Below are 17,390 nucleotides of genomic sequence, written 5' to 3'. Positions count from 1 at the left end.
TCAGGGGCGCGAACCGTTGGGTAGGGTCCGACATATGCGACTCCGGTTTGTGCCCCTGGCTCTCTTCGCCTCCGCTGTCTTCCTCGCAGGATGCGGGGAGGTCAACAGCACCATCGACAAGGCCCAGGCTTGCCTCGAAGCACCGAAGATCGTCGCCGACCTGGTGGCCGAGGTGGGCAAGCTGACCAACGACCCGCAGGCGATGGACAAGGCCATCGACGACGCCAGCAAACGACTCACCGACGTGGCCGACAAGGCATCCAACACCACCCTGAAGGAAGCCACCGACAACCTCGCCGGCGCGCTGGGCAACATCAGCGTGAAGAACGTCAACGACGCGGTCGACTCCGCGCAGAAGGTGACCAGCGAGACCGCCGCCTACCTCGACAAGATCGCCAAAGCCTGCACCTGACGCAGGGAGTCTCCGCCGCCAAACGGCCAGGCACCACCCCGGCCCAGGGGCGGCGGAGCACCACACGACCGCGGCCGCACGGATTCCCGTCTTCCTCTGAGCCGCCTCTCCGGTCAGCCCGTCCGCTAGCCACGCGGATTCCCGTCTTCGCCTGCACCCCCTTCCAGGTCGTCCCGCCCGCCTGGTATGCGGATTCCCGCCTTCTCTAGGGGTTGTATGTGCGAATTACGGTGAAATGTATGGAGCCGGACCCGCGATTCACGCTTGCTAACGAACGCACGTTTCTGACGTGGCTGAGCACCGCCCTGGCGCTCAGCGCCGGTGGTGTGGCCATGGCCGCGGTGCCCGCCGAGGTGTTCGTGCCCTGGATCCGCACCACGCTGGCCATCATGCTGGTCGCGTTGTCCGCGCTCGCCGCCGGCATGGCCTACCCGCGCTGGCGCAACATCCAGCGCGCCCTGCGCAACCAGGCGCCCCTCCCGCCGCCCGCCCTCGCCGCCGTCTTCGGGTACGGCGTGGCCGCCGTGGCCGTCATCGCCCTGGTCCTCATCGTGCTGGCCATCTAGGTGTCCCAGGAGATCTGGGACCCGGGACTCCAGAGCGAACGCACCCGCCTGGCCTGGGTCCGCACGGCCGTCGCGCTGTCGACCGGCGGCCTCGGCGCCGCCGGGCTGACCCTGCGCGCCGGGTCGCCTCCGGCGGCGGTCGCCGGGTTCGCGCTGGCCGCGCTCTGTGGCGGGGTGCTGCTGGCCAGGACCGGGGTCCGGTTCCGCCGCTACCAGCGTGCCCTGCACGGCGGCCGTCCCCTCGACGCCGGGCTCGACGCGCTGGTGGCCTGGCTGGGCACGCTGTTCGTGGTCGGCGGGGCCGCCTTCTTCGTGCTGACCTACTGAAGCGGGCGCCCCGGTGCCGACGCACTGAGCGGGCGCCCCGGCTTGCACCTGCGCCGGAGCCGGGCGGACACTCGAAGTGAGGGGGGTGACCTCATGGAAGAGCAGCGCAAGAGCGTGCCGTTCGAGTGCCGCGGTTGCTGGCACGTGTGGGAAGAGGACTACCTCGTGCGGTCGGCCGACGACCGCCACGGCAACGAGAAGCAGGTCTGGCTGGTGGCGGGGGTGCCCGTGCCGCCGCCCTCGACCTACGCGGTGTGCCCGCAGTGCGGGGGCGGGCAGATCACCACGTTCCCGGAGGGCTATCTGGCCCGCCATCCCGAGGCGCGGCTCGCGGCCTCGCCCACTGCCATCGCGGAGGCGGCGCTGCTGAGTCCGGTGCCGCCGCGGCCGATCGTCTAAACGATGACGGGAGGTGAGCTTTTGCTGACCTTCCGTGGTGTACAACCCGTCTTGTGCGGGAGTGTGCCCCGGCGGACACTCGGTAACGGCCGGGGTACGGCGCCGCCGTACCCCCGAAAACCGCACTCCCCAAGACCGCGTTCGCAGCCCGCCTCACATCCGGGCCCCGCCGCGAAGGGGGTTTCCCGGAGGGGCCGCCTCCCCTCCGGGAAACACGGGTGTCAGCTCAGGCTCTCCAGCCAGGCGCGGTGCAGCCCGGCGAAGCGGCCCGAGGCGGCGATCAGCTCGTCGGGGCGGCCGTCCTCGACGATCTCGCCCCGCTCCATGACCAGGACCCGGTCGGCGATCTCCACGGTCGACAGGCGGTGCGCGATGATCAGCGCGGTCCGGTCGGCCAGGATCGTGCGCAGCGCGCGCTGGACCAGGCGCTCGCTCGGCACGTCCAGCGACGAGGTGGCCTCGTCCAGGATGAGCACCGCCGGGTCGGCCAGGAACGCCCGTGCGAAGGCGACGAGCTGCCGCTGTCCGGCCGACATGCGGCCGCCGCGTTTGCCGACCTCGGTGTCGTAGCCGTCGGGCAGCGCGCTGATGAACTCGTGCGCGCCGATGGCCTTGGCCGCCTCCTGCACCTGCCGGTCGGTGGCGCCGGGGCGGCCGAAGCGGATGTTGTCGGCGACCGTGCCGGAGAACAGGAAGTTCTCCTGCGTGACCATGACGACCGCGCGGCGCAGCGTGGGCTCGTCCAGCGCGGTCAGGTCCACGCCGTCGAGCAGCACCCGCCCCTCGGCCGGGTCGTAGAAGCGGGAGATGAGCTTGGCCAGCGTCGTCTTGCCCGCGCCGGTCGCCCCGACCAGTGCCACGCTCTGCCCGGCCGGGATGGTCAGGTCCAGCCGTGGCAGGACCGGCATCTCCTCGGTGTAGGCGAAGCGCACGTCCTCGAAGCGCACCCGGCCGCGCGGGCTCTCCAGGGCGGACGGCTTGCGCGGCTCGGGCACGGCCGGCTCCTCCTCCAGCACGCCGGACAGCTTCTCCAGCGCCGCGCCGGCCGACTGCAGCGTGTTGTAGAACTGGCTGATCTCCTGCATCGGCTCGTAGAACTGGCGCAGGTAGAGCAGGAACGCCGCCAGCACGCCGACGCTGACCTGCTGCTGGAGGGCCAGCCAGCCGCCGTAGAACAACACGCCGGCGACGGTCACGTTGCCGAGGAGCTTGATGCCGGGCATGAACACCGCGATCAGCTGCATGCTGCCGGCGTTGGCGTCGCGGTAGTCGGCGTTGAGCTGCTTGAAGATCTCCTGGTTGCGCCGGTCGCGGCGGAACGCCTGCACCGCGCGGATGCCGGTCATCGACTCCACGAAGTGCACGATGACCAGCGCCACCGTCTCCCGGGTGCGCCGGTAGACGATCGCCGACTGGCGGCGGAACCAGCGGGTGAACAGCAGCAGGAACGGCAGCGGGATCAGCGCCAGCAGGCCCAGGTGCAGGTCGAGCACGATCAGCACCACCGCGGTGCCGAACAGCGTCAGCACCGCCGTCACCAGGCCGTCGAAGCCCGACTGCAGCAGCTCGGCGATGGCCTCGATGTCTGAGGTCAGCCGGGAGATGACCCGTCCCGAGGTGTACTTCTCGTGGAAGGACAGCGACAGCCGCTGGAAGTGGTCGAAGACCCGGCGGCGCAGCTCCAGCAGGATGTCCTGGCCGATGCGGCCCGAGAGCTGGAGGAAGATCTGCCGGGTCAGCGCCTGGGTGGCCGCAGCGGCCAGGATCACGCCCACCACGGTCAGCAGCGTGCCGGCCCCGGTGCCCTTGAGCATCGGCGGGATGCCCTCGTCGATGCCCACCTTGACCAGGTAGGGGATGGCCAGCCCGGCCAGGTTCGAGAGGATGATGATCGCGGTCAGCACCGCGATCTGCTTCCGGTGCGGCTTGAGGAGGTCGCCGAGCAGCCTGCGGGAGCGCTCCCGCAGCAGCACGGAGACCTTCTCGTCGAGCTCGTCCTGTTCCTCGGAGGCCACGCCTCGCCATGAGCGGGTCTTCACCGTCATCGCAGCGCTCCTTCCGAGGGGTCGAGGTCGGCGTCCTGGGCCAGCAGCTCGCGGTACTCGGGCACGTCCCGCAGCAGCTCCTGGTGGGTGCCGACGTGGGTGATCGTGCCGCCGCGCAGCAGAGCGACCTTGTCGGCCAGCAGCACCGTGGAGGCGCGGTGCGCCACGACGATGCCGGTGGCCTCGCGCAGCACCCGCCGCAGCGCCTCCTCCACCAGCGCCTCGGTCTCCACGTCCAGCGCGGACAGGGTGTCGTCCAGGACGAGGATCTTCGGCTTGCTGAGGACGGCCCGCGCCAGGGCCAGCCGCTGCCGCTGCCCGCCGGACAGCGACATGCCCTGCTCGCCGATCCGGGTGTCCAGCCCCCACGGCAGGTCGTAGACGAACTGGGCCTGTGCCGTGCGGATCGCCGCGTCCAGTTCCTCGTCGGTGGACTCGTGGTGGCCGAGCGTGAGGTTCTCCCTGACGCTCATGGAGAACAGCGTCGGCTCCTCGAAGGCCGTCGCCACGATCTTGCGGAGCGAGGCCAGCTCCATGTCGCGGATGTCGTGCCCGTCGATTGTGACCCGGCCCCTGGTCGGGTCGAGCAGCCGGGGCACCAGCGCGGTCAGCGTGGTCTTGCCCGATCCGGTGGCGCCCACGATGGCGACCGTTTCGCCGGGCCGTACCTCGAGCCAGAGGTCGTCGAGGACCGGCGACTCCGCGTCCGGGAAGCGGAAGCCCACGCCCTCGAGGCGCAGATGCCCGCGCGCGTCGGTCACCACCTGCGGGCCGTCCTGGATGGCCGGGACGGTGTCCATGACCTCCATGACGCGGTCGGCCGAGGTCATCGCCTCCTGGGCCATGGCCAGGATGTAGCCGAGGCTGGCGATGGGCCAGACGAGCTGCAGCATCAGCGTGGTGAAGGCGACCAGCGTGCCGAGCGACAGCTCGCCGGAGCCCACGGCGAGGGCGCCGAGCAGCAGCACGAGGGCGAGCGTGAAGTTGGGGATGACCTCCAGGAAGGTGAAGAAGCGCGCGGCGTTGCGCACCTTGTCCATGGAGGTCCGGTAGATCTTCAGCGCGGAGACGTCGAAGCTGTCGTAGACGTGGTGCCGGCGGCCGAACGCCTTGATCGTCCGGATGCCGATCGCCGACTCCTCGACCAGGGTGGCCAGGTCGCCCTGCTCGTCCTGCACCTGGCGGGAGATGCGGATGTAGCGCTTCTCGAAGCGCAGCGACACCAGCACGATCGGCACGGCGGAGGCGGCCACCAGCAGTCCCAGCGGCCAGTACATGTTGAGCAGGACGATCGTGACGACCGACAGCTGCAGGATGTTCATGACGAGGAAGAGCATCCCGAAGCCGAGGAAGCGCCGGATCGTCGACAGGTCCGTGGTCGCGCGGGAGAGGAGCTGCCCGGACTGCCATTCGTTGTGGAAGGCCATCGGCAGCCGCTGCAGGTGCCGGTAGAGGTCGTCGCGGATCCTGGTTTCCAGCCCGAGGACCGGCCCGATCTGGGCCCAGCGGCGCAGGAAGATGAGCAGCGCTTCGACGACCCCGACGCCGAGCGCGAGCAGCCCGAGCGGCAGGAGTGCTCCGGAGTCGCCGTGGGTGACGGGCCCATCGACGACCTCCTTGCCGATGAGCGGGAGGACGATGCTGGCCCCGATGCCCAGGGTTGCGGCCAGCCAGATGAAGACGAGTTTGCCGATGTAGGGGCGCAGATACCCCTTCATCCGCCAGAGGGAGTTGGAGGACAGCGGGGAACGGCGGGAGGTTGTGGTATCGGGAGGCACTCAATCTATGCTAATGCGCCCGATCAACCGATTTTTTGGGACGTATTATCGGACGGGCCCTAAATCGGGTGTGGTCCAATGGCAGCATGAGTGTGATCTTGAGACTTGACCCGGCCGTCGTCTTGCGTACCTTCCGGCCGGACGACCGTGACGCGATCGTCGCGGCCTACGCGGATCCGGTGCTGCGCCACTACAGCGCCCACCCGCTCGACACGGCCGAGAAGTCCGCCGAATGGCTGGAGATCACGCGCAAGGGCTGGGAGTCGGGGGAGCGGATGAGCTTCGCCGTGGAGGAAGAGGAGACGGGCGCGCTGCTGGGCACGGTGGTGCTCAAACGCCCCGACCCGGGTGGCGCCGTGGGCGAGGTGGGCTACTGGACCGCCGCCTCCGCCCGGGGCAAGGGCCTGGCGCCCAGGGCGGTGGAACTGCTGACCGGCTGGACGTTCGCCACCTATCCCGAGATCGAGTACCTCGAACTGCTTCACCAGCTGAGCAACGCCGCCTCCTGCCGTGTGGCGGAGAAGACCGGCTACCGCCTGCTGGAGGTCGTCCCGGCCGAGCCGCCCTACCCGGAGGACGGGCACCGCCACATTCGGTACCGACCCGGCATTTAACCAGGTCCGGAATCGGTCAAGGCGGGGCGTGGCGCACATGTCCGGCGGGCTGGGAGGCGGCACAGTGGCCCCTCATGGAGGGGCTGCTGATCTTGCACGCCGTGGCGGCCGTATGCGCGCCCGCCCTGGTCGGCAGGCTGAGCACCCGAGGGTTCACCGTGCTCGCCGCGGTCCCGGCCGCCGGGCTGGTCTTCACCGCGATGGCCACCCCGGGCGAGTGGGTGCGCCCGTGGGCACCGGCGCTCGGCCTGGAGCTCGCCTTCCGCGCCGACGCGCTGTCGGTGCTCATGATGGTCCTGGTGACCGGGATCGGGGCGCTGATCCTGTGGTACTGCTCGCGCTACTTCTCCCCTGACGACCAGGGGCTCGGCCGCTTCGCCGGGGTGCTGGTGGCGTTCGCGGGCGCGATGCTGGGCCTGGTGGTCGCCGACGACCTCCTGCTGCTGTACGTCTTCTGGGAGCTGACCACCGTCTTCTCCTACCTGCTGATCGGCTACGACCCCGAGAGCCGGGCCAGCCGGGGCGCGGCGATGCAGGCCCTCACCGTCACCACCCTCGGCGGCCTGGCCATGCTGGCCGGGCTGGTCGTCATCGGGGAGACGGCCGGCACCTACCGGATCTCCGCGATCCTCGCCGACCCGCCCCGCGGCGGGCTGATCCCGGCCGGGCTGGTCCTGGTCCTGGCGGGCGCGCTGGCCAAGTCGGCGATCTTCCCGTTCAGCCTCTGGCTGCCCGGCGCGATGGCCGCACCGACCCCCGTCTCCGCTTACCTGCACGCCGCCGCCATGGTCAAGGCCGGCGTCTACCTCCTGGCCCGGCTCGGCCCCGCCTTCGGCGACCTGGCCGTCTGGCGGCTGATCGCGCTACCGCTCGGCCTGCTCACGATGGTGACGGCCGGCTGGCGGGCCCTGCGCGAGAACGACCTCAAGAAGCTGCTCGCCTACGGAACCGTCAGCCAGCTCGGCTTCCTGACCGTCCTGTTCGGCGCGGGCACCGGCGCCGCCGCACTCGCCGGGGTGGCGATGCTGCTCGCCCACGCGCTGTTCAAGGCCGCGCTCTTCCTCGTCGTCGGTGTCATCGACCACGCCACCGGCACCCGAGACCTGCGCGTGCTCAGCGGCCTGCGCACCTCGATGCCGTGGGTGTGCGCCGCCGCCGTCCTGGCTGCCGCCTCGATGGCCGGGCTGCCGCCGCTGCTCGGCTTCTCCGCCAAGGAGGCCGCCTTCGAGGCGCTCCTGGACGACGTGCCCGTGCTGGCGGGCGTCGTGCTCGGCTCGCTGCTGACCGTCGCCTACACCGCCCGCCTCGTGTGGGGCGCCTTCGCCGGCAAGCCCGGCCTCGAGCCGACCCCCGTGCACGCCACCCCGGCGCCGATGTTCGTCCCGCCCGCGCTGCTGTCGGTGCTCGGCCTGGGCGCCTTCGCCGCGAGCTGGTACGGCGCCGCCATGGCGCCCTATGCGGCGACCTTCACCGACCCCGGCCACCCGGTGCACCTGGCCCTCTGGTCGGGCGCGCCGATCCCCCTCGCCCTGTCGGCCACCGCGCTGGCCGGCGGCCTGGCGCTCTTCGTGATCCGTGAACCGGTCGCCCGGCTCGGCGCCGCCCTCCACCTGCTCGACGCCCCCCAGCTCTACTGGGCGCTCATGCGGGCCATGGACCGCTACGCCACCATCCTCACCGGCCTGCTCCAGCGCGGCTCCCTGCCCGGCTACCTCACCCTGGCCCTCGCGGTCATGGCCGCCACCGGCGTCTTCTCCTTCCTGTACGGCGGAGCGCCCGTGCTCGACCTGCGCCTGACCGGCTGGGACCGCCCCGAGCAGCCGGTGATCGGCGCCGTGCTGGTCGCCGCGGCCGTCATCCTGCTCCGGGTGCGCAGCCACATCCTGCTCGCGCTCATCGCCGGCGTCACCGGGTACGGCGCGGCCCTGCTCTTCCTGGTGCACGGGTCGCCGGACCTGGCGCTGACCCAGTTCCTCGCCGAGACGCTGAGCCTGGTCATGTTCGCCCTCGTGCTCAGGCGGCTGCCGGTCAGCCCGCAGCGGGACTCGGCCCGGGTGCCGTTCCGGATGCGGCTCGGGCTGGGCGTGGTCACCGGCGTCGTGGCCGCGGGCGCCGGCCTGATCGCCCTGCACGAGCGGCGGGCCGTACCGGTGGGGACCCAGCTGGCCGGGGCGGCGGAGGAGGCCGGGGCGCGCAACATCGTCAGCGCCCTCCTGGTCGACCTGCGCGCCTGGGACACGCTGGGCGAGAGCTCGGTGATCGTCGTGCTCACCCTGGGCGTGACGAGCCTGGTCTTCCTGCGCCGCCGTACCTTCAGCCTGGAGCGCGAGGACGCGGTCGGCGTGCCCGACGGCGGCTCGCACTGGTTGTCGGCCACGCTGCCCGAGGGACAGCGGTCGGTCATCTTCGAGATCGTGGCCAGGCTGACCTTCCACTCGATGGTGTTGCTGTCGGTGTTCCTGCTGCTCACCGGGCACGGCAACGTCGGCGGCGGCTTCGCGGGGGGCATCGTGGCGGGGCTGGCGGTGACCGTGCGGTACCTGGCCGGCGGGCGCTACGAGCTGGCCAGGGCGCTGCCGGTCAACGCGGGCGTGCTGATCGGGGTGGGGCTGACGCTGTCGCTGGCCGCCGCGGTGATCGGGACGGTCCTCGGCGGGCAGGCGCTGGACATGCTGGCGGCCGACGTGCCGATCCCGCTGATCGGGGCCGTGCACGTCTCGACGGTGCTGCTGTTCGACCTCGGGATCTACCTGTCGGTGGTCGGGATGGTCCAGGACCTCCTGCGCAGCCTCGGCGCCGAGCTGGACCGGCAGATGGAGGCGTCGTGAACCTGCCCCTGGTGCCGTTCGCGCTGTCGGCCGTGCTGGTCGCCGCCGGGGTGACGCTGCTGCTGGAGCGGAGCCTGGTGCGGATCCTGGTCGGCGTCATCGTGCTGTCGAACGGCGTCAACCTGCTCATCGTCACCGCGGGCGGGCCGGCCGGGACGCCGCCGTTCCTCGGCAACCGGGGGATGGCCGACCCGCTGCCGCAGGCCATGGTGCTCACCTCCATCGTGATCACGCTCGGAGTGACCGGGTTCCTGCTGGCCATGGCGCACCGGTCGTGGCAGCTGACCGGGGACGACGCGGTACAGGACGACACCGAGGACCGCCGGGTGCGGCTGCGGGCCACGGCCGGGGAACTGGGCGAGGCGCTGCGGGCGCGGGAGGAGTCCTATCGGCGGCTCGTCGCCGATCAGCGGACCGAGCTGGCCCGGCTGGACGCCGAACGGGTCGAGCGGGAGCGGCGGGAGGCGGCCGAGCTGGAGGCCCGGGTGCTGGAGATCAACGTGGACCTCGGGCGGTGGATGGAGGAGCACAAGGACGCCGACCTGCCCTCCGAGACCCTGCTGCGCCGCTTCGACGAAGCCAGGCAACTGGAGGAGGAGCAGGCGCGCACCCGCGACGAGCGGGTCCGGGAACTGCGCAGGGAATCGGCCCGGCGCCAGCGTGAACAGGCCGCGTCCGAGCAGGAGCTGCGACGGAAGCTGGAGGCCAGGCAGCGGGAGGCCCGCCGCACCCTGCGCGCGGCCATCCGCGAGGAAATGCGCCGCCAGGCCCTCGCCCTCGACCCCGAGCTGGAAGGGGAGGAGTGAGATGGAAGCGCTGATTCCGGTGCCGGTGCTGCTGCCGTTGCTGGCCGCCGCGCTCAAGCTGGCCATCGGGGCGCGGCTGCGGCGGCTGCACGCGCTGATCAGCCTGGCGACGCTGGCCGCCATGCTCGTGGTCTCGGTGATCCTGCTGGTCGCGGCCGACTCCGGCGGGCCGCTGGTCGCCTGCGTCGGCGGGTGGCCGGCGCCGACGGGCATCTGCCTGGTCGCCGACCGCCTGTCCACGCTCATGCTCGTGGTGTCGTCGGCCGTGACGCTGTGCGTCATGCTCTACTCGCAGGCCAACGCCTACGCCGACCAGGAGCACCTGGCCCCGCTGTCGATCTTCCACCCGGCCTACCTGATCATGGTGGCGGGCGTGGCCGACGCGTTCCTGTCGGGCGATCTGTTCAACCTGTTCGTCGCCTTCGAGATGCTGCTCGGCGGCTCGTACGTGCTGCTCACCTTCGGCGGCACCCTGCCCAGGATCCGCGCCGGGGCGACCTACACGGTCATGGGGCTGGCCTCGTCCATGCTCTTCCTGATCGCGCTGGCCATCGCCTACGCCGCCACCGGCACCCTGTCGATGGCCCAGCTCGCCGAGCGCTTCGCCGGCCTGCCCGAGCACCTCAAACTCCTGGTCGAGCTGACGCTGCTGCTGGTCTTCGCGATCAAGGCGGCCGTCTTCCCGATGTCGGCCTGGCTGCCCGACTCCTACCCCACCGCCCCCGCCCCGGCCACGGCGGTCTTCGCCGGCCTGCTGACCAAGGTCGGCATCTACGCCATCATCCGCCTGGAGGCGCTCCTGTTCCCCGGCGGCCCCGTCTCCACGATCCTCATGTGGGCCGCGCTGGCCACCATGCTCGTCGGCGTCGCGGGCGCCGTCGCCCAGACCGACATCAAACGGATGTTGTCGTTCACCCTGGTCAGCCACATCGGCTACATGGTGTACGGCGTGGCGTTGTCGTCCGTGCCCGGGATGGCCGGCGCGGTCATGTACGTGGTGCACCACATCACCGTCCAGACCAGCCTCTTCCTGGTGACCGGCCTGATCGAGCGGCGCACCGGCACCACCTCGATCGACCGGCTGGGCGGGCTGATGCGGCTGGCGCCCCTGATCGCCGTGCTCTTCTTCATCCCCGCGATGAACCTGTCCGGCATCCCGCCCATGTCCGGCTTCCTGGGCAAGCTGCTGCTCATCCAGGCGGGCGTGGCCGACGGAGGGCCGCTCGCGCTCACCCTCGTCGCCGGGAGCCTGCTGACCAGCCTGCTCACCTTGTACGCGGTCGCCAAGACGTGGGGCAAGGCGTTCTGGCGGGCGCCCCAGACGGCCCCGGCCGAGGTGACCGTGCTGGAGAGCGAGGAATCGTCGGAGGAGGGCGCCATCCGCACCTCGGCCCGCCTGCCCGGCCCCATGGTCGGCGCGACGGCGGCGCTGGTCGCCCTGGCGCTGTCCTACACCGTGCTGGCCGGGCCCCTGTCCGCGCTGGCCGGCCGGGCCGCCGGCGAGCTGATGGCCCGCCGGCCGTACCTCGACGCGGTCGCGGGGAGCAGCCGATGAAGATCAACGTGATCGCGCCCAGGATCTTCGGGCGGCGGGTGCCGTTGCCGCTCGTGGGGTGGCTGGCGCTCATCTGGGTCCTGCTCTGGGGCGACCTCAGCCTCGGCAACGCCGTGGCCGGGCTGCTGGCCGGGGCGATCATCACCTGGCTGATCCCGCTGCCGCTGCTCGACCCCGGCATCCGGGTCAGGCCGCTGGCGCTGCTGGCCTTCCTGCCCCGGTACGCCGCCGACATGGCGCTGTCCAGCGTGCGCGTGGCCTGGTGGGCGCTGCGGCCCGGGGCCTGCGACCCGCCGGTGACGCTGACGACCGCGGCCCTGCGCACCTCCTCCGAGCCGATGACCACGCTGATCATCGTGACGCTCTCGTCGCTGCCGGGCAGCCTGGTCGTCGAGGCGTACACCGGCCGCAAGGAACTGGTCGTCCACGCGCTCGGCACCACCGACGCCGGCGCGGTCCAGGCGGACGTCACCCGGCTCGAAAGCCGGGTGATCGCCGCCTTCGGCACCAAGGCCGACAGAGAGGAACTCCGATGAACCTCGTGTACGCCCTGTCCTGGGTCCTGCTGGGCAGCGCGGCGGCGATGACCGTCTACCGCATGGCCCGCGGCCCCTCGATGCTGGACCGGGCCGTCGCCCTCGACGTGCTGACGGCCGTAGCCATGTGCGCCGTCGGCATCGCCGCCGCCGTCCACCGCGACTACTCGGCCATGCCGATCCTGCTGGCCCTGTCGCTGCTCGGCTTCGTCGGCTCGGTCAGCCTGGCCAGGTTCTTCGCCAGGAGCGGCCGATGAGCGACATCCTGGCCGGGGCCTGCCTCCTGCTCGGCGCCACGCTGACCTTCGTGGCCGGAGTCGGCCTGCTCCGCTTCCCCGGCACGCTGGCCCGCATGCACGCCGGCAGCAAACCTCAGGTGCCCGGCATCCTGCTCATCCTGCTCGGCATGTGGCTCCGCGAGCCGGTCGCGGCCACCGGCGGCCCGCTGCTGGTCGTCGGCTGCGCCCAGATCGTCACCGTGGCCGTGGCCACCTACGTGGTCGGCCGCGCCGCCTACCTCTCGGAGTGAAGGGCGGCCGCGATCTGCTCCGCGGCCGCCATCGCCCCGAAGGCCAGCAGGTAGACGGTGCAGTGGTCGGAGAAACGGCGGTCGGTGGCCCGCCAGGCGGCCACGTCCTCGTCGGTCAGCTCATCCGGGGCCAGCCCGGCCAGCACGACGACCCGCGCGCCCTTGCGCTCGTCCTCCGGCAGCGGCGCCAGCGCCTCGTCCAGCCACGCGCCCACCGGCCGCAACAGCCCGCCGTACGCGGCGATCGTCTCCACGGCCAGCTCGGCGGCGCCAGGCGAGAGCAACGCGGCGCCCTGCCGCGCGCACGCCGACAACGCGGCGAACGCGGCCCCGATCGGCGAGCCCTCCGCCCACCCGGGCTCCTCCCCGGCAGGAAGCCCCTTGAGCAGCGGCAACGTGGCGCCCGGCGCGAGATTCCGCACCGGCTCACGCAGCACCGGCGCGTCCTCGAACGCCGGCGGCTCATCCTCGCTCAGACTGCCCGGCGTCAGCCCCGGCGGCAGCATCGCCGCCGCCACCCGGTTGATGAAGTGCGTGAACACCACCGTGCCGATGATCTCCGCCCGCTCGCCGTCACCGAAGGGCGCCTCGACCGGCTCCTCGGACCCGGTCGAGACGGCCCAGGCCAGCAACGCGCCCAGCCGCCCGTCACCCGGGGCCACGGTGTGTTCCACGGCGTCGGCGATGTCCGGGCCGCCCAGCCGCCGCACCACCTCCCGCATCGTGTGCACCTCGTACGGCAGGCCGATGGCGAGCGCGACCCCCAGCGCCACGACCGCCTTGTCCAGCAACGGCACCCCCGCGGCCAGTTGGGACTCGCGCATGAGCGACCACCCGGCCGCCATCAGCTCGTCGGACGGCGACATCATCATCACCGCCGGCCCGATGCTGCTGTACTCGGCGTTCACCTGGGCATACACCTCGGCAACCAGCCCCCGGGCGCGCTCCGGCCGGACAGGGCGAATATGACGGATCAGCGCAGACATCCCCGATGCTCCTCATGACTCGTGTGGCAGGAGCCTCGATCCTCGCCCGAGCCACCCGTGCCGGTCGTCGCCCGGGGGAAGGCATCCTCGGGCAGTAGGCCGGCCACGGCCGGCTACGTCCCTCGGTGTAGCTGCTCGTGCAGCAGCCGGGCCGCGCGCACGAACCCGTTGACCTTCGCCCGCCCCGCGATCTCCGCCACGACGGGCAGCGTCTCCCGCGCCCCGGCCCAGCGCGCCGCCTCGGCGGCGAAGGCGAGCGCCCGGGTGTGGCTCTGCGTGGACCGCTCGCCGGGACCGGGCAGGAACGCCGGCAGCATTCCGGCCATGATCTCCCAGACCTCCCGATGAGCGCCCTGCCTGGCGCAGCTCTCCAATGTCAGGAGCACCTCGCTCATCTTGGCCAGGTCGCCACGCACCGCGAACGCGAGCTGCCTGCCGCACTCCGCCGCGGGAAGGGCGCCCGCGGCGACGGCCTCCAGCAGCAGGCGCTCGCCCGCTCCGTCCGGCATGATCCAGCCACGCTCCGCGGCCAGCACGCCGATCAGGGCGGCCATCGCCGTACCCGGCGGGCCGTCCTGGTGGAGCAGCGCCCGCAGGAGGTCGGGGAGCGCCGCCGGCCACCCCCAGCGGTTGGCCAGGTGCGGGATCAGGTACATCGCCACCACCTCGCGGTCGGAGGGCAGCACCAGCCGCCAGTGGTTCATCGCGTCCATGTGGGTCAGCGCCTGCAGCGCGCCGAGCAGCTCGTCCACCAGCTCCAGCCCGGTCGCCTCCACCTGGAAGGAGGCGTAGGGAGCGTGGTTGCGCCATTCCACCCGCGGGTTCGCCTCGGGGCGCGCCGCCAGCCAGTGCACCAGGCTCGCCCCTGCCGCCGACGTGAGCCGCCAGGCTCGATCGGCCACCTCCGCCGGGACCTCCCGTGGCAGCCGCAACAGCGCCTGCTGCAGGTCCGCGGGCATCGCCGGCACATTCTTGGCCGCGTATCCCTCCAGCCGCGCCACCAGCTCCGCCGGGTCGATCTGCCCCGAGGTGCACGTCGGCGTGGCCAGCAGGTACGGCGGAGGCGTCCCGTGCTTCAGCGCGTCCAGGACCTCGGCGCAGCGCAACAACGTCACCCGATGCGGCACGGCCACCTGATGAGGCGCGGGCACGAGATCGTGCGGCGAAACCCTCGACCGGGGATCGCCCGGAGCCGCCCCGCCGACGGCCGCCCGGCGGAGCGCGTCGGCCCACTGCGCGAGATCGGGCCAGCACCGAAGCGCGTAGACGTCCCCGCCGAACCACCGCAAAGCGGGCACGTCCTTCGGCAGCTTCCGCCCCGCCGCCGGGTCGCGGACCAGCGCGTCCAGCCACAGCTCGAACCGCAGCCCGTGATCCTCCGGCACGCTCCCGCCGTCGAGCCGTTCCCGGCGGGGAGCCTCGAAGGCCGGTAGCGGCACCGCCCTGAAGTCTTCGGCCGCCGCCTCCACCCGGCCATACGCCTCGGTCAGCCCGGCCAGCAGGTCGGCGGGCAGCACCGCCGCCGCCTCCCGCACCGCCTCGGCTCCCGCCGGGGTGAACCGGCCCGCATACCGTACGGCCAGCCGTACCGTGCGCTCGCGGACGTCGTGGGCCGTGCACAGAAACGCCGAGGCCAGGGCGGGCGCCAGGTGGTCGAGATCGCCCTCCGCCGCCTTCGCCGCCTGCTCCAGGAGGCTCAGTCCCGCGCGCACCAGCTTGGCCTCCGGGCGGAACAGCAGCGCCCCGACCGCCTCGGTGAGCTCTTCTCCGGACAGGGCTCCGCGCACCTGCTTGACCGCCAGCTCGGCCACCGGGCCCGGCGCGGCGGGCAGCAGGCGCAGGTAGTCATGGGTGCGCGCCGGATCCGGCGCCGGGTCGAGCAGGTCGTGCAGGCGGACGAAGAAGCGCAGGTCGGGGCCGGTGCCGCCGCGCAGGAACCGGCGCACGCAGCCGTCCACGAGCAGGTCACGGTCGAGCTCGCCCGAGCGGGCCAGGTCGCTCAGCCTGCGCAGCCACGACTGCTCCGGGGACCAGTCCGGCCGGTCGTCGCGCAGCGCACAGCCCACGCCCTCGGCCTCGAACAGACGGGGGAGCAGGTGGCCGGCCAGCGGATCCTTCGGCAGCCGGGGCGGAGCGGATACCCACGCGACCACCAGCGGCTCGTGGTCCGGTGGGACGATCTTGGTGTGGCGGAGCATCGCCAGGGCCAGTTCCACACTGTCGTCGGCGCGCTGGGCCCGGGTGCCGCGCAGGCGCAGGGCCAGACGGGCGGCCAGATCCGCCTGCCACTCGGGCGGACGGGCCTTGAGGACCCGCACCAACACCGCCAGATCGGCGCCTGAGGTCCATGGGCCGAGCTCGCGGCGGTACAGCCAGGTCGCGACCGCGGCGGCGCCGCCGAAGGTGCCCGCGCCGGCCACCCGCATCGGGGCGATCCAGCGCTGGCTGACGGACCAGTCCCAGGTGTGCCGCTCCTGCGCGCGGCGGTGCTGCGCCTCTCTCGCGGGGGCGATGTGCCCGGGCAGCTCCCTCGCCACCGCGCGACGACCGGCCTCGTCCAGCGCCAGGACCCGCCTGGCCACCTCGTGCGCATCCGCGCCGGCGATCGCCTCGCGCACGTGCTCCCACGCGCCCGCGGCGGAGCTCATGCCGGGACCTCGAGCTCCACACGGGCCGCGATGCGGGCGGCCAGCACGTGCTTGCAGGGGCCGCGGGAGCCGCGGTGGTCCCACCACCACTCACAGGTGCACGAGCCGTCCTTCACGTTCACCCGGCGCACGCCACCCGAGGTGGTGACCTCGGCCTGGTCGCCGTCCAGGCGTACGGCGCCGCCCGCCACGAGGGCCCGGGCGGAGGTCAGGCGCGGGTTCAGCTCGGCCACCTGGTCGCGGTCGTAGGGGAGCTCGCGGTGGAAGTACGCGGCCTCATGCAGGTCGTAGCCGACGCGGCCCGCGGTGCCCAGCTGGGTGAGCGCGGCGCGGACCCGGGCCGGGGACAGGCCGGACGCGTCGGCCAGCGCGCCGACCTCGATGGCCGGGTCGAAGGCGAGCAGCGGGCCGAGCAGGTCGGCGTCGCCGGCGGCCTCGTCGGTGGCCAGGTGGTCCAGGACCGCGCCTTCTCCGGAGAACCCGCGCGACGGCCCGGGGGAGACGGCCAGGGTGTAGCGCATGCCGGGAAGTTCCAGCTCCCAGACGCTCGCGGTCGAGTCGCCGGCCGGGCCGTACACGCGCAGGGCCTTCGCGAAGCGCAGCAGGGGCAGCAGCGTCGCGACGCGGCCCGCGCCCGCCAGGCACACGCCGCCCGGCGCCGGTGAGGACTGGACGCGCAGGTCGCGGCCGGAGGGGACGGCCCAGACGGTCGCGCCGGCGGCACGGGGTAGCGAGCGCAGGAACCGGACCGCGTGCATGCCCGTGAGCTCGGCGCGCAGGTCGAACCCGGAGGCGATCACCTGGACCTCGGCGAAGCCGCGCAGCCAGCGGGCCGGGAGCGGCACCTTCTTCTCCACGACCGCGCCGTCGAGGGTGGTGACCGTCATCTCGTCGGCGCCGACGCCGAGGTGGAGCGGGTCCTTGCCGCCGACCCTGGCCAGCGCCTCGCGCAGGGGGCCGTTGACGTCCACGTTCGTGGTGCCGCGGTCGAGGACGTCGCCGTCGAGCGCGGCCAGGTCGAGGCGGGCGTAGACGCCGCCGCAGGCCGAGAACGACTCCATCCGCAGCCGGGTGCCGTCGCAGGTGACCACCGGGTCGCGGGTCCAGCCCGGGCGGGGCTGGTGGTAGCGGGTCATGGCCACGTCGGACAGCGCCAGCAGGCCGGCGGCGGCCGGGGCGGCCTCGGTGACCAGTCCGCTGAAGAAGCGCGGGCGGGCCTGGGGGCCGGACAGCGCCCGGCCGCCGGAGGTGGACAGGCCCAGGCGAGAGCCGTCGAGCGTGGAGGGGGAGGCGTAGGAGTACGCCTGCACGGCAGTCATGGCGGTGAAGGTAGAGATCGTCTCCGACAAAATCCAGCCTTC

The 17,390-nt window shown here is 72.6% G+C and carries 16 protein-coding genes; 11 read left to right on the top strand and 5 right to left on the bottom strand.

Annotation, left to right across the window (positions count from 1 at the left end; genetic code table 11):
* Nucleotides 1-34 precede the first annotated feature (34 nt).
* From FVE25_RS08420 to FVE25_RS08405, 4 genes are all read left to right on the top strand, one after another.
* Nucleotides 35-412, top strand: a complete 378-nt coding sequence (locus tag FVE25_RS08420; protein WP_157245863.1) for a hypothetical protein — start codon at nt 35-37, stop codon at nt 410-412.
* A 239-nt stretch (nt 413-651) separates the two neighbouring features.
* Entirely contained in the window at nt 652-978 is a 327-nt protein-coding gene (locus tag FVE25_RS08415; RefSeq protein ID WP_157245862.1) for a YidH family protein, read from the top strand.
* Nucleotides 979-1,305 (top strand): DUF202 domain-containing protein, encoded by a 327-nt coding sequence (locus FVE25_RS08410; RefSeq protein WP_181019501.1) that lies wholly within the window; start codon nt 979-981, stop codon nt 1,303-1,305.
* Nucleotides 1,306-1,398: 93 nt separating this feature from the next.
* Nucleotides 1,399-1,704 (top strand): hypothetical protein, encoded by a 306-nt coding sequence (locus FVE25_RS08405; RefSeq protein WP_157245861.1) that lies wholly within the window; start codon nt 1,399-1,401, stop codon nt 1,702-1,704.
* 221 nt (nt 1,705-1,925) lie between these two features.
* Here the strand turns inward: FVE25_RS08405 and FVE25_RS08400 are convergent, their stop codons facing one another.
* Complete coding sequence (locus FVE25_RS08400) at nt 1,926-3,749, bottom strand: ABC transporter ATP-binding protein (protein ID WP_157245860.1); 1,824 nt, start codon at nt 3,747-3,749, stop codon at nt 1,926-1,928.
* Nucleotides 3,746-5,527, bottom strand: coding sequence for an ABC transporter ATP-binding protein (locus FVE25_RS08395; RefSeq protein WP_246266800.1), 1,782 nt, complete (start codon nt 5,525-5,527; stop codon nt 3,746-3,748). The genes FVE25_RS08400 and FVE25_RS08395 overlap by 4 nt, the downstream gene beginning before the upstream one ends.
* An 86-nt stretch (nt 5,528-5,613) precedes the next feature.
* On the opposite strand from FVE25_RS08395, the gene FVE25_RS08390 reads away from it, so the two are divergent.
* From FVE25_RS08390 to FVE25_RS08360, 7 genes are all read left to right on the top strand, one after another.
* Nucleotides 5,614-6,141 (top strand): GNAT family N-acetyltransferase, encoded by a 528-nt coding sequence (locus FVE25_RS08390; protein ID WP_157245859.1) that lies wholly within the window; start codon nt 5,614-5,616, stop codon nt 6,139-6,141.
* Nucleotides 6,142-6,215: 74 nt separating this feature from the next.
* Nucleotides 6,216-8,969 (top strand): Na+/H+ antiporter subunit A, encoded by a 2,754-nt coding sequence (locus FVE25_RS08385; protein WP_157245858.1) that lies wholly within the window; start codon nt 6,216-6,218, stop codon nt 8,967-8,969.
* Nucleotides 8,966-9,775, top strand: coding sequence for a Na(+)/H(+) antiporter subunit C (locus FVE25_RS08380; RefSeq protein WP_157245857.1), 810 nt, complete (start codon nt 8,966-8,968; stop codon nt 9,773-9,775). The genes FVE25_RS08385 and FVE25_RS08380 overlap by 4 nt, the downstream gene beginning before the upstream one ends.
* Nucleotide 9,776: 1 nt before the next feature.
* Complete coding sequence (locus FVE25_RS08375; RefSeq protein WP_157245856.1) at nt 9,777-11,330, top strand: Na+/H+ antiporter subunit D; 1,554 nt, start codon at nt 9,777-9,779, stop codon at nt 11,328-11,330.
* Nucleotides 11,327-11,866 (top strand): Na+/H+ antiporter subunit E, encoded by a 540-nt coding sequence (locus tag FVE25_RS08370; RefSeq protein ID WP_157245855.1) that lies wholly within the window; start codon nt 11,327-11,329, stop codon nt 11,864-11,866. Before FVE25_RS08375 ends, FVE25_RS08370 begins: the two co-directional genes overlap by 4 nt.
* Nucleotides 11,863-12,123, top strand: coding sequence for a monovalent cation/H+ antiporter complex subunit F (locus FVE25_RS08365; protein WP_157245854.1), 261 nt, complete (start codon nt 11,863-11,865; stop codon nt 12,121-12,123). Before FVE25_RS08370 ends, FVE25_RS08365 begins: the two co-directional genes overlap by 4 nt.
* Nucleotides 12,120-12,395: a cation:proton antiporter gene (locus FVE25_RS08360; protein ID WP_157245853.1), complete on the top strand. Its 276-nt coding sequence runs from the start codon at nt 12,120-12,122 to the stop codon at nt 12,393-12,395. The genes FVE25_RS08365 and FVE25_RS08360 overlap by 4 nt, the downstream gene beginning before the upstream one ends.
* Here the strand turns inward: FVE25_RS08360 and FVE25_RS08355 are convergent.
* The 3 genes from FVE25_RS08355 to FVE25_RS08345 all read right to left on the bottom strand — a co-directional run bounded on the left by FVE25_RS08355 (nt 12,380) and on the right by FVE25_RS08345 (nt 17,348).
* On the bottom strand, nt 12,380-13,381 hold the full coding sequence (locus FVE25_RS08355) for a carboxymuconolactone decarboxylase family protein (RefSeq protein WP_157245852.1): 1,002 nt from the start codon (nt 13,379-13,381) through the stop codon (nt 12,380-12,382). The two genes, FVE25_RS08360 and FVE25_RS08355, sit on opposite strands and share 16 nt — an antisense overlap.
* A 113-nt stretch (nt 13,382-13,494) precedes the next feature.
* Nucleotides 13,495-16,029 carry a DUF7824 domain-containing protein gene (locus tag FVE25_RS08350; protein ID WP_157245851.1) on the bottom strand — a complete coding sequence of 845 codons (2,535 nt, stop codon included), beginning with the start codon at nt 16,027-16,029 and terminating at the stop codon, nt 13,495-13,497.
* A complete protein-coding gene (locus FVE25_RS08345) occupies nt 16,026-17,348 on the bottom strand; it encodes an SWIM zinc finger family protein (protein WP_157245850.1) in 1,323 nt (440 codons plus the stop codon). The genes FVE25_RS08350 and FVE25_RS08345 overlap by 4 nt, the downstream gene beginning before the upstream one ends.
* Between the last annotated feature and the right edge of the window lie 42 nt (nt 17,349-17,390).

The sequence above is a fragment of the Nonomuraea typhae genome (assembly GCF_009760925.1).
GTDB lineage: Bacteria > Actinomycetota > Actinomycetes > Streptosporangiales > Streptosporangiaceae > Nonomuraea > Nonomuraea typhae.
This window is presented reverse-complemented; position numbering and strand designations above follow the sequence as displayed.

Excerpts from the sequence above, each read along its gene's own strand:
- FVE25_RS08370 (WP_157245855.1), top strand. The coding sequence starts at position 11,327 with ATGAAGATCAACGTGATCGCGCCCAGGATCTTCGGGCGGCGGGTGCCG.
- FVE25_RS08415 (WP_157245862.1), top strand. The coding sequence starts at position 652 with ATGGAGCCGGACCCGCGATTCACGCTTGCTAACGAACGCACGTTTCTG.
- FVE25_RS08405 (WP_157245861.1), top strand. The coding sequence starts at position 1,399 with ATGGAAGAGCAGCGCAAGAGCGTGCCGTTCGAGTGCCGCGGTTGCTGG.
- FVE25_RS08420 (WP_157245863.1), top strand. The coding sequence starts at position 35 with ATGCGACTCCGGTTTGTGCCCCTGGCTCTCTTCGCCTCCGCTGTCTTC.
- FVE25_RS08365 (WP_157245854.1), top strand. The coding sequence starts at position 11,863 with ATGAACCTCGTGTACGCCCTGTCCTGGGTCCTGCTGGGCAGCGCGGCG.
- FVE25_RS08390 (WP_157245859.1), top strand. The coding sequence starts at position 5,614 with ATGAGTGTGATCTTGAGACTTGACCCGGCCGTCGTCTTGCGTACCTTC.
- FVE25_RS08355 (WP_157245852.1), bottom strand. The coding sequence starts at position 13,381 with ATGTCTGCGCTGATCCGTCATATTCGCCCTGTCCGGCCGGAGCGCGCC.
- FVE25_RS08375 (WP_157245856.1), top strand. The coding sequence starts at position 9,777 with ATGGAAGCGCTGATTCCGGTGCCGGTGCTGCTGCCGTTGCTGGCCGCC.
- FVE25_RS08345 (WP_157245850.1), bottom strand. The coding sequence starts at position 17,348 with ATGACTGCCGTGCAGGCGTACTCCTACGCCTCCCCCTCCACGCTCGAC.
- FVE25_RS08360 (WP_157245853.1), top strand. The coding sequence starts at position 12,120 with ATGAGCGACATCCTGGCCGGGGCCTGCCTCCTGCTCGGCGCCACGCTG.
- FVE25_RS08350 (WP_157245851.1), bottom strand. The coding sequence starts at position 16,029 with ATGAGCTCCGCCGCGGGCGCGTGGGAGCACGTGCGCGAGGCGATCGCC.
- FVE25_RS08385 (WP_157245858.1), top strand. The coding sequence starts at position 6,216 with ATGGAGGGGCTGCTGATCTTGCACGCCGTGGCGGCCGTATGCGCGCCC.
- FVE25_RS08400 (WP_157245860.1), bottom strand. The coding sequence starts at position 3,749 with ATGACGGTGAAGACCCGCTCATGGCGAGGCGTGGCCTCCGAGGAACAG.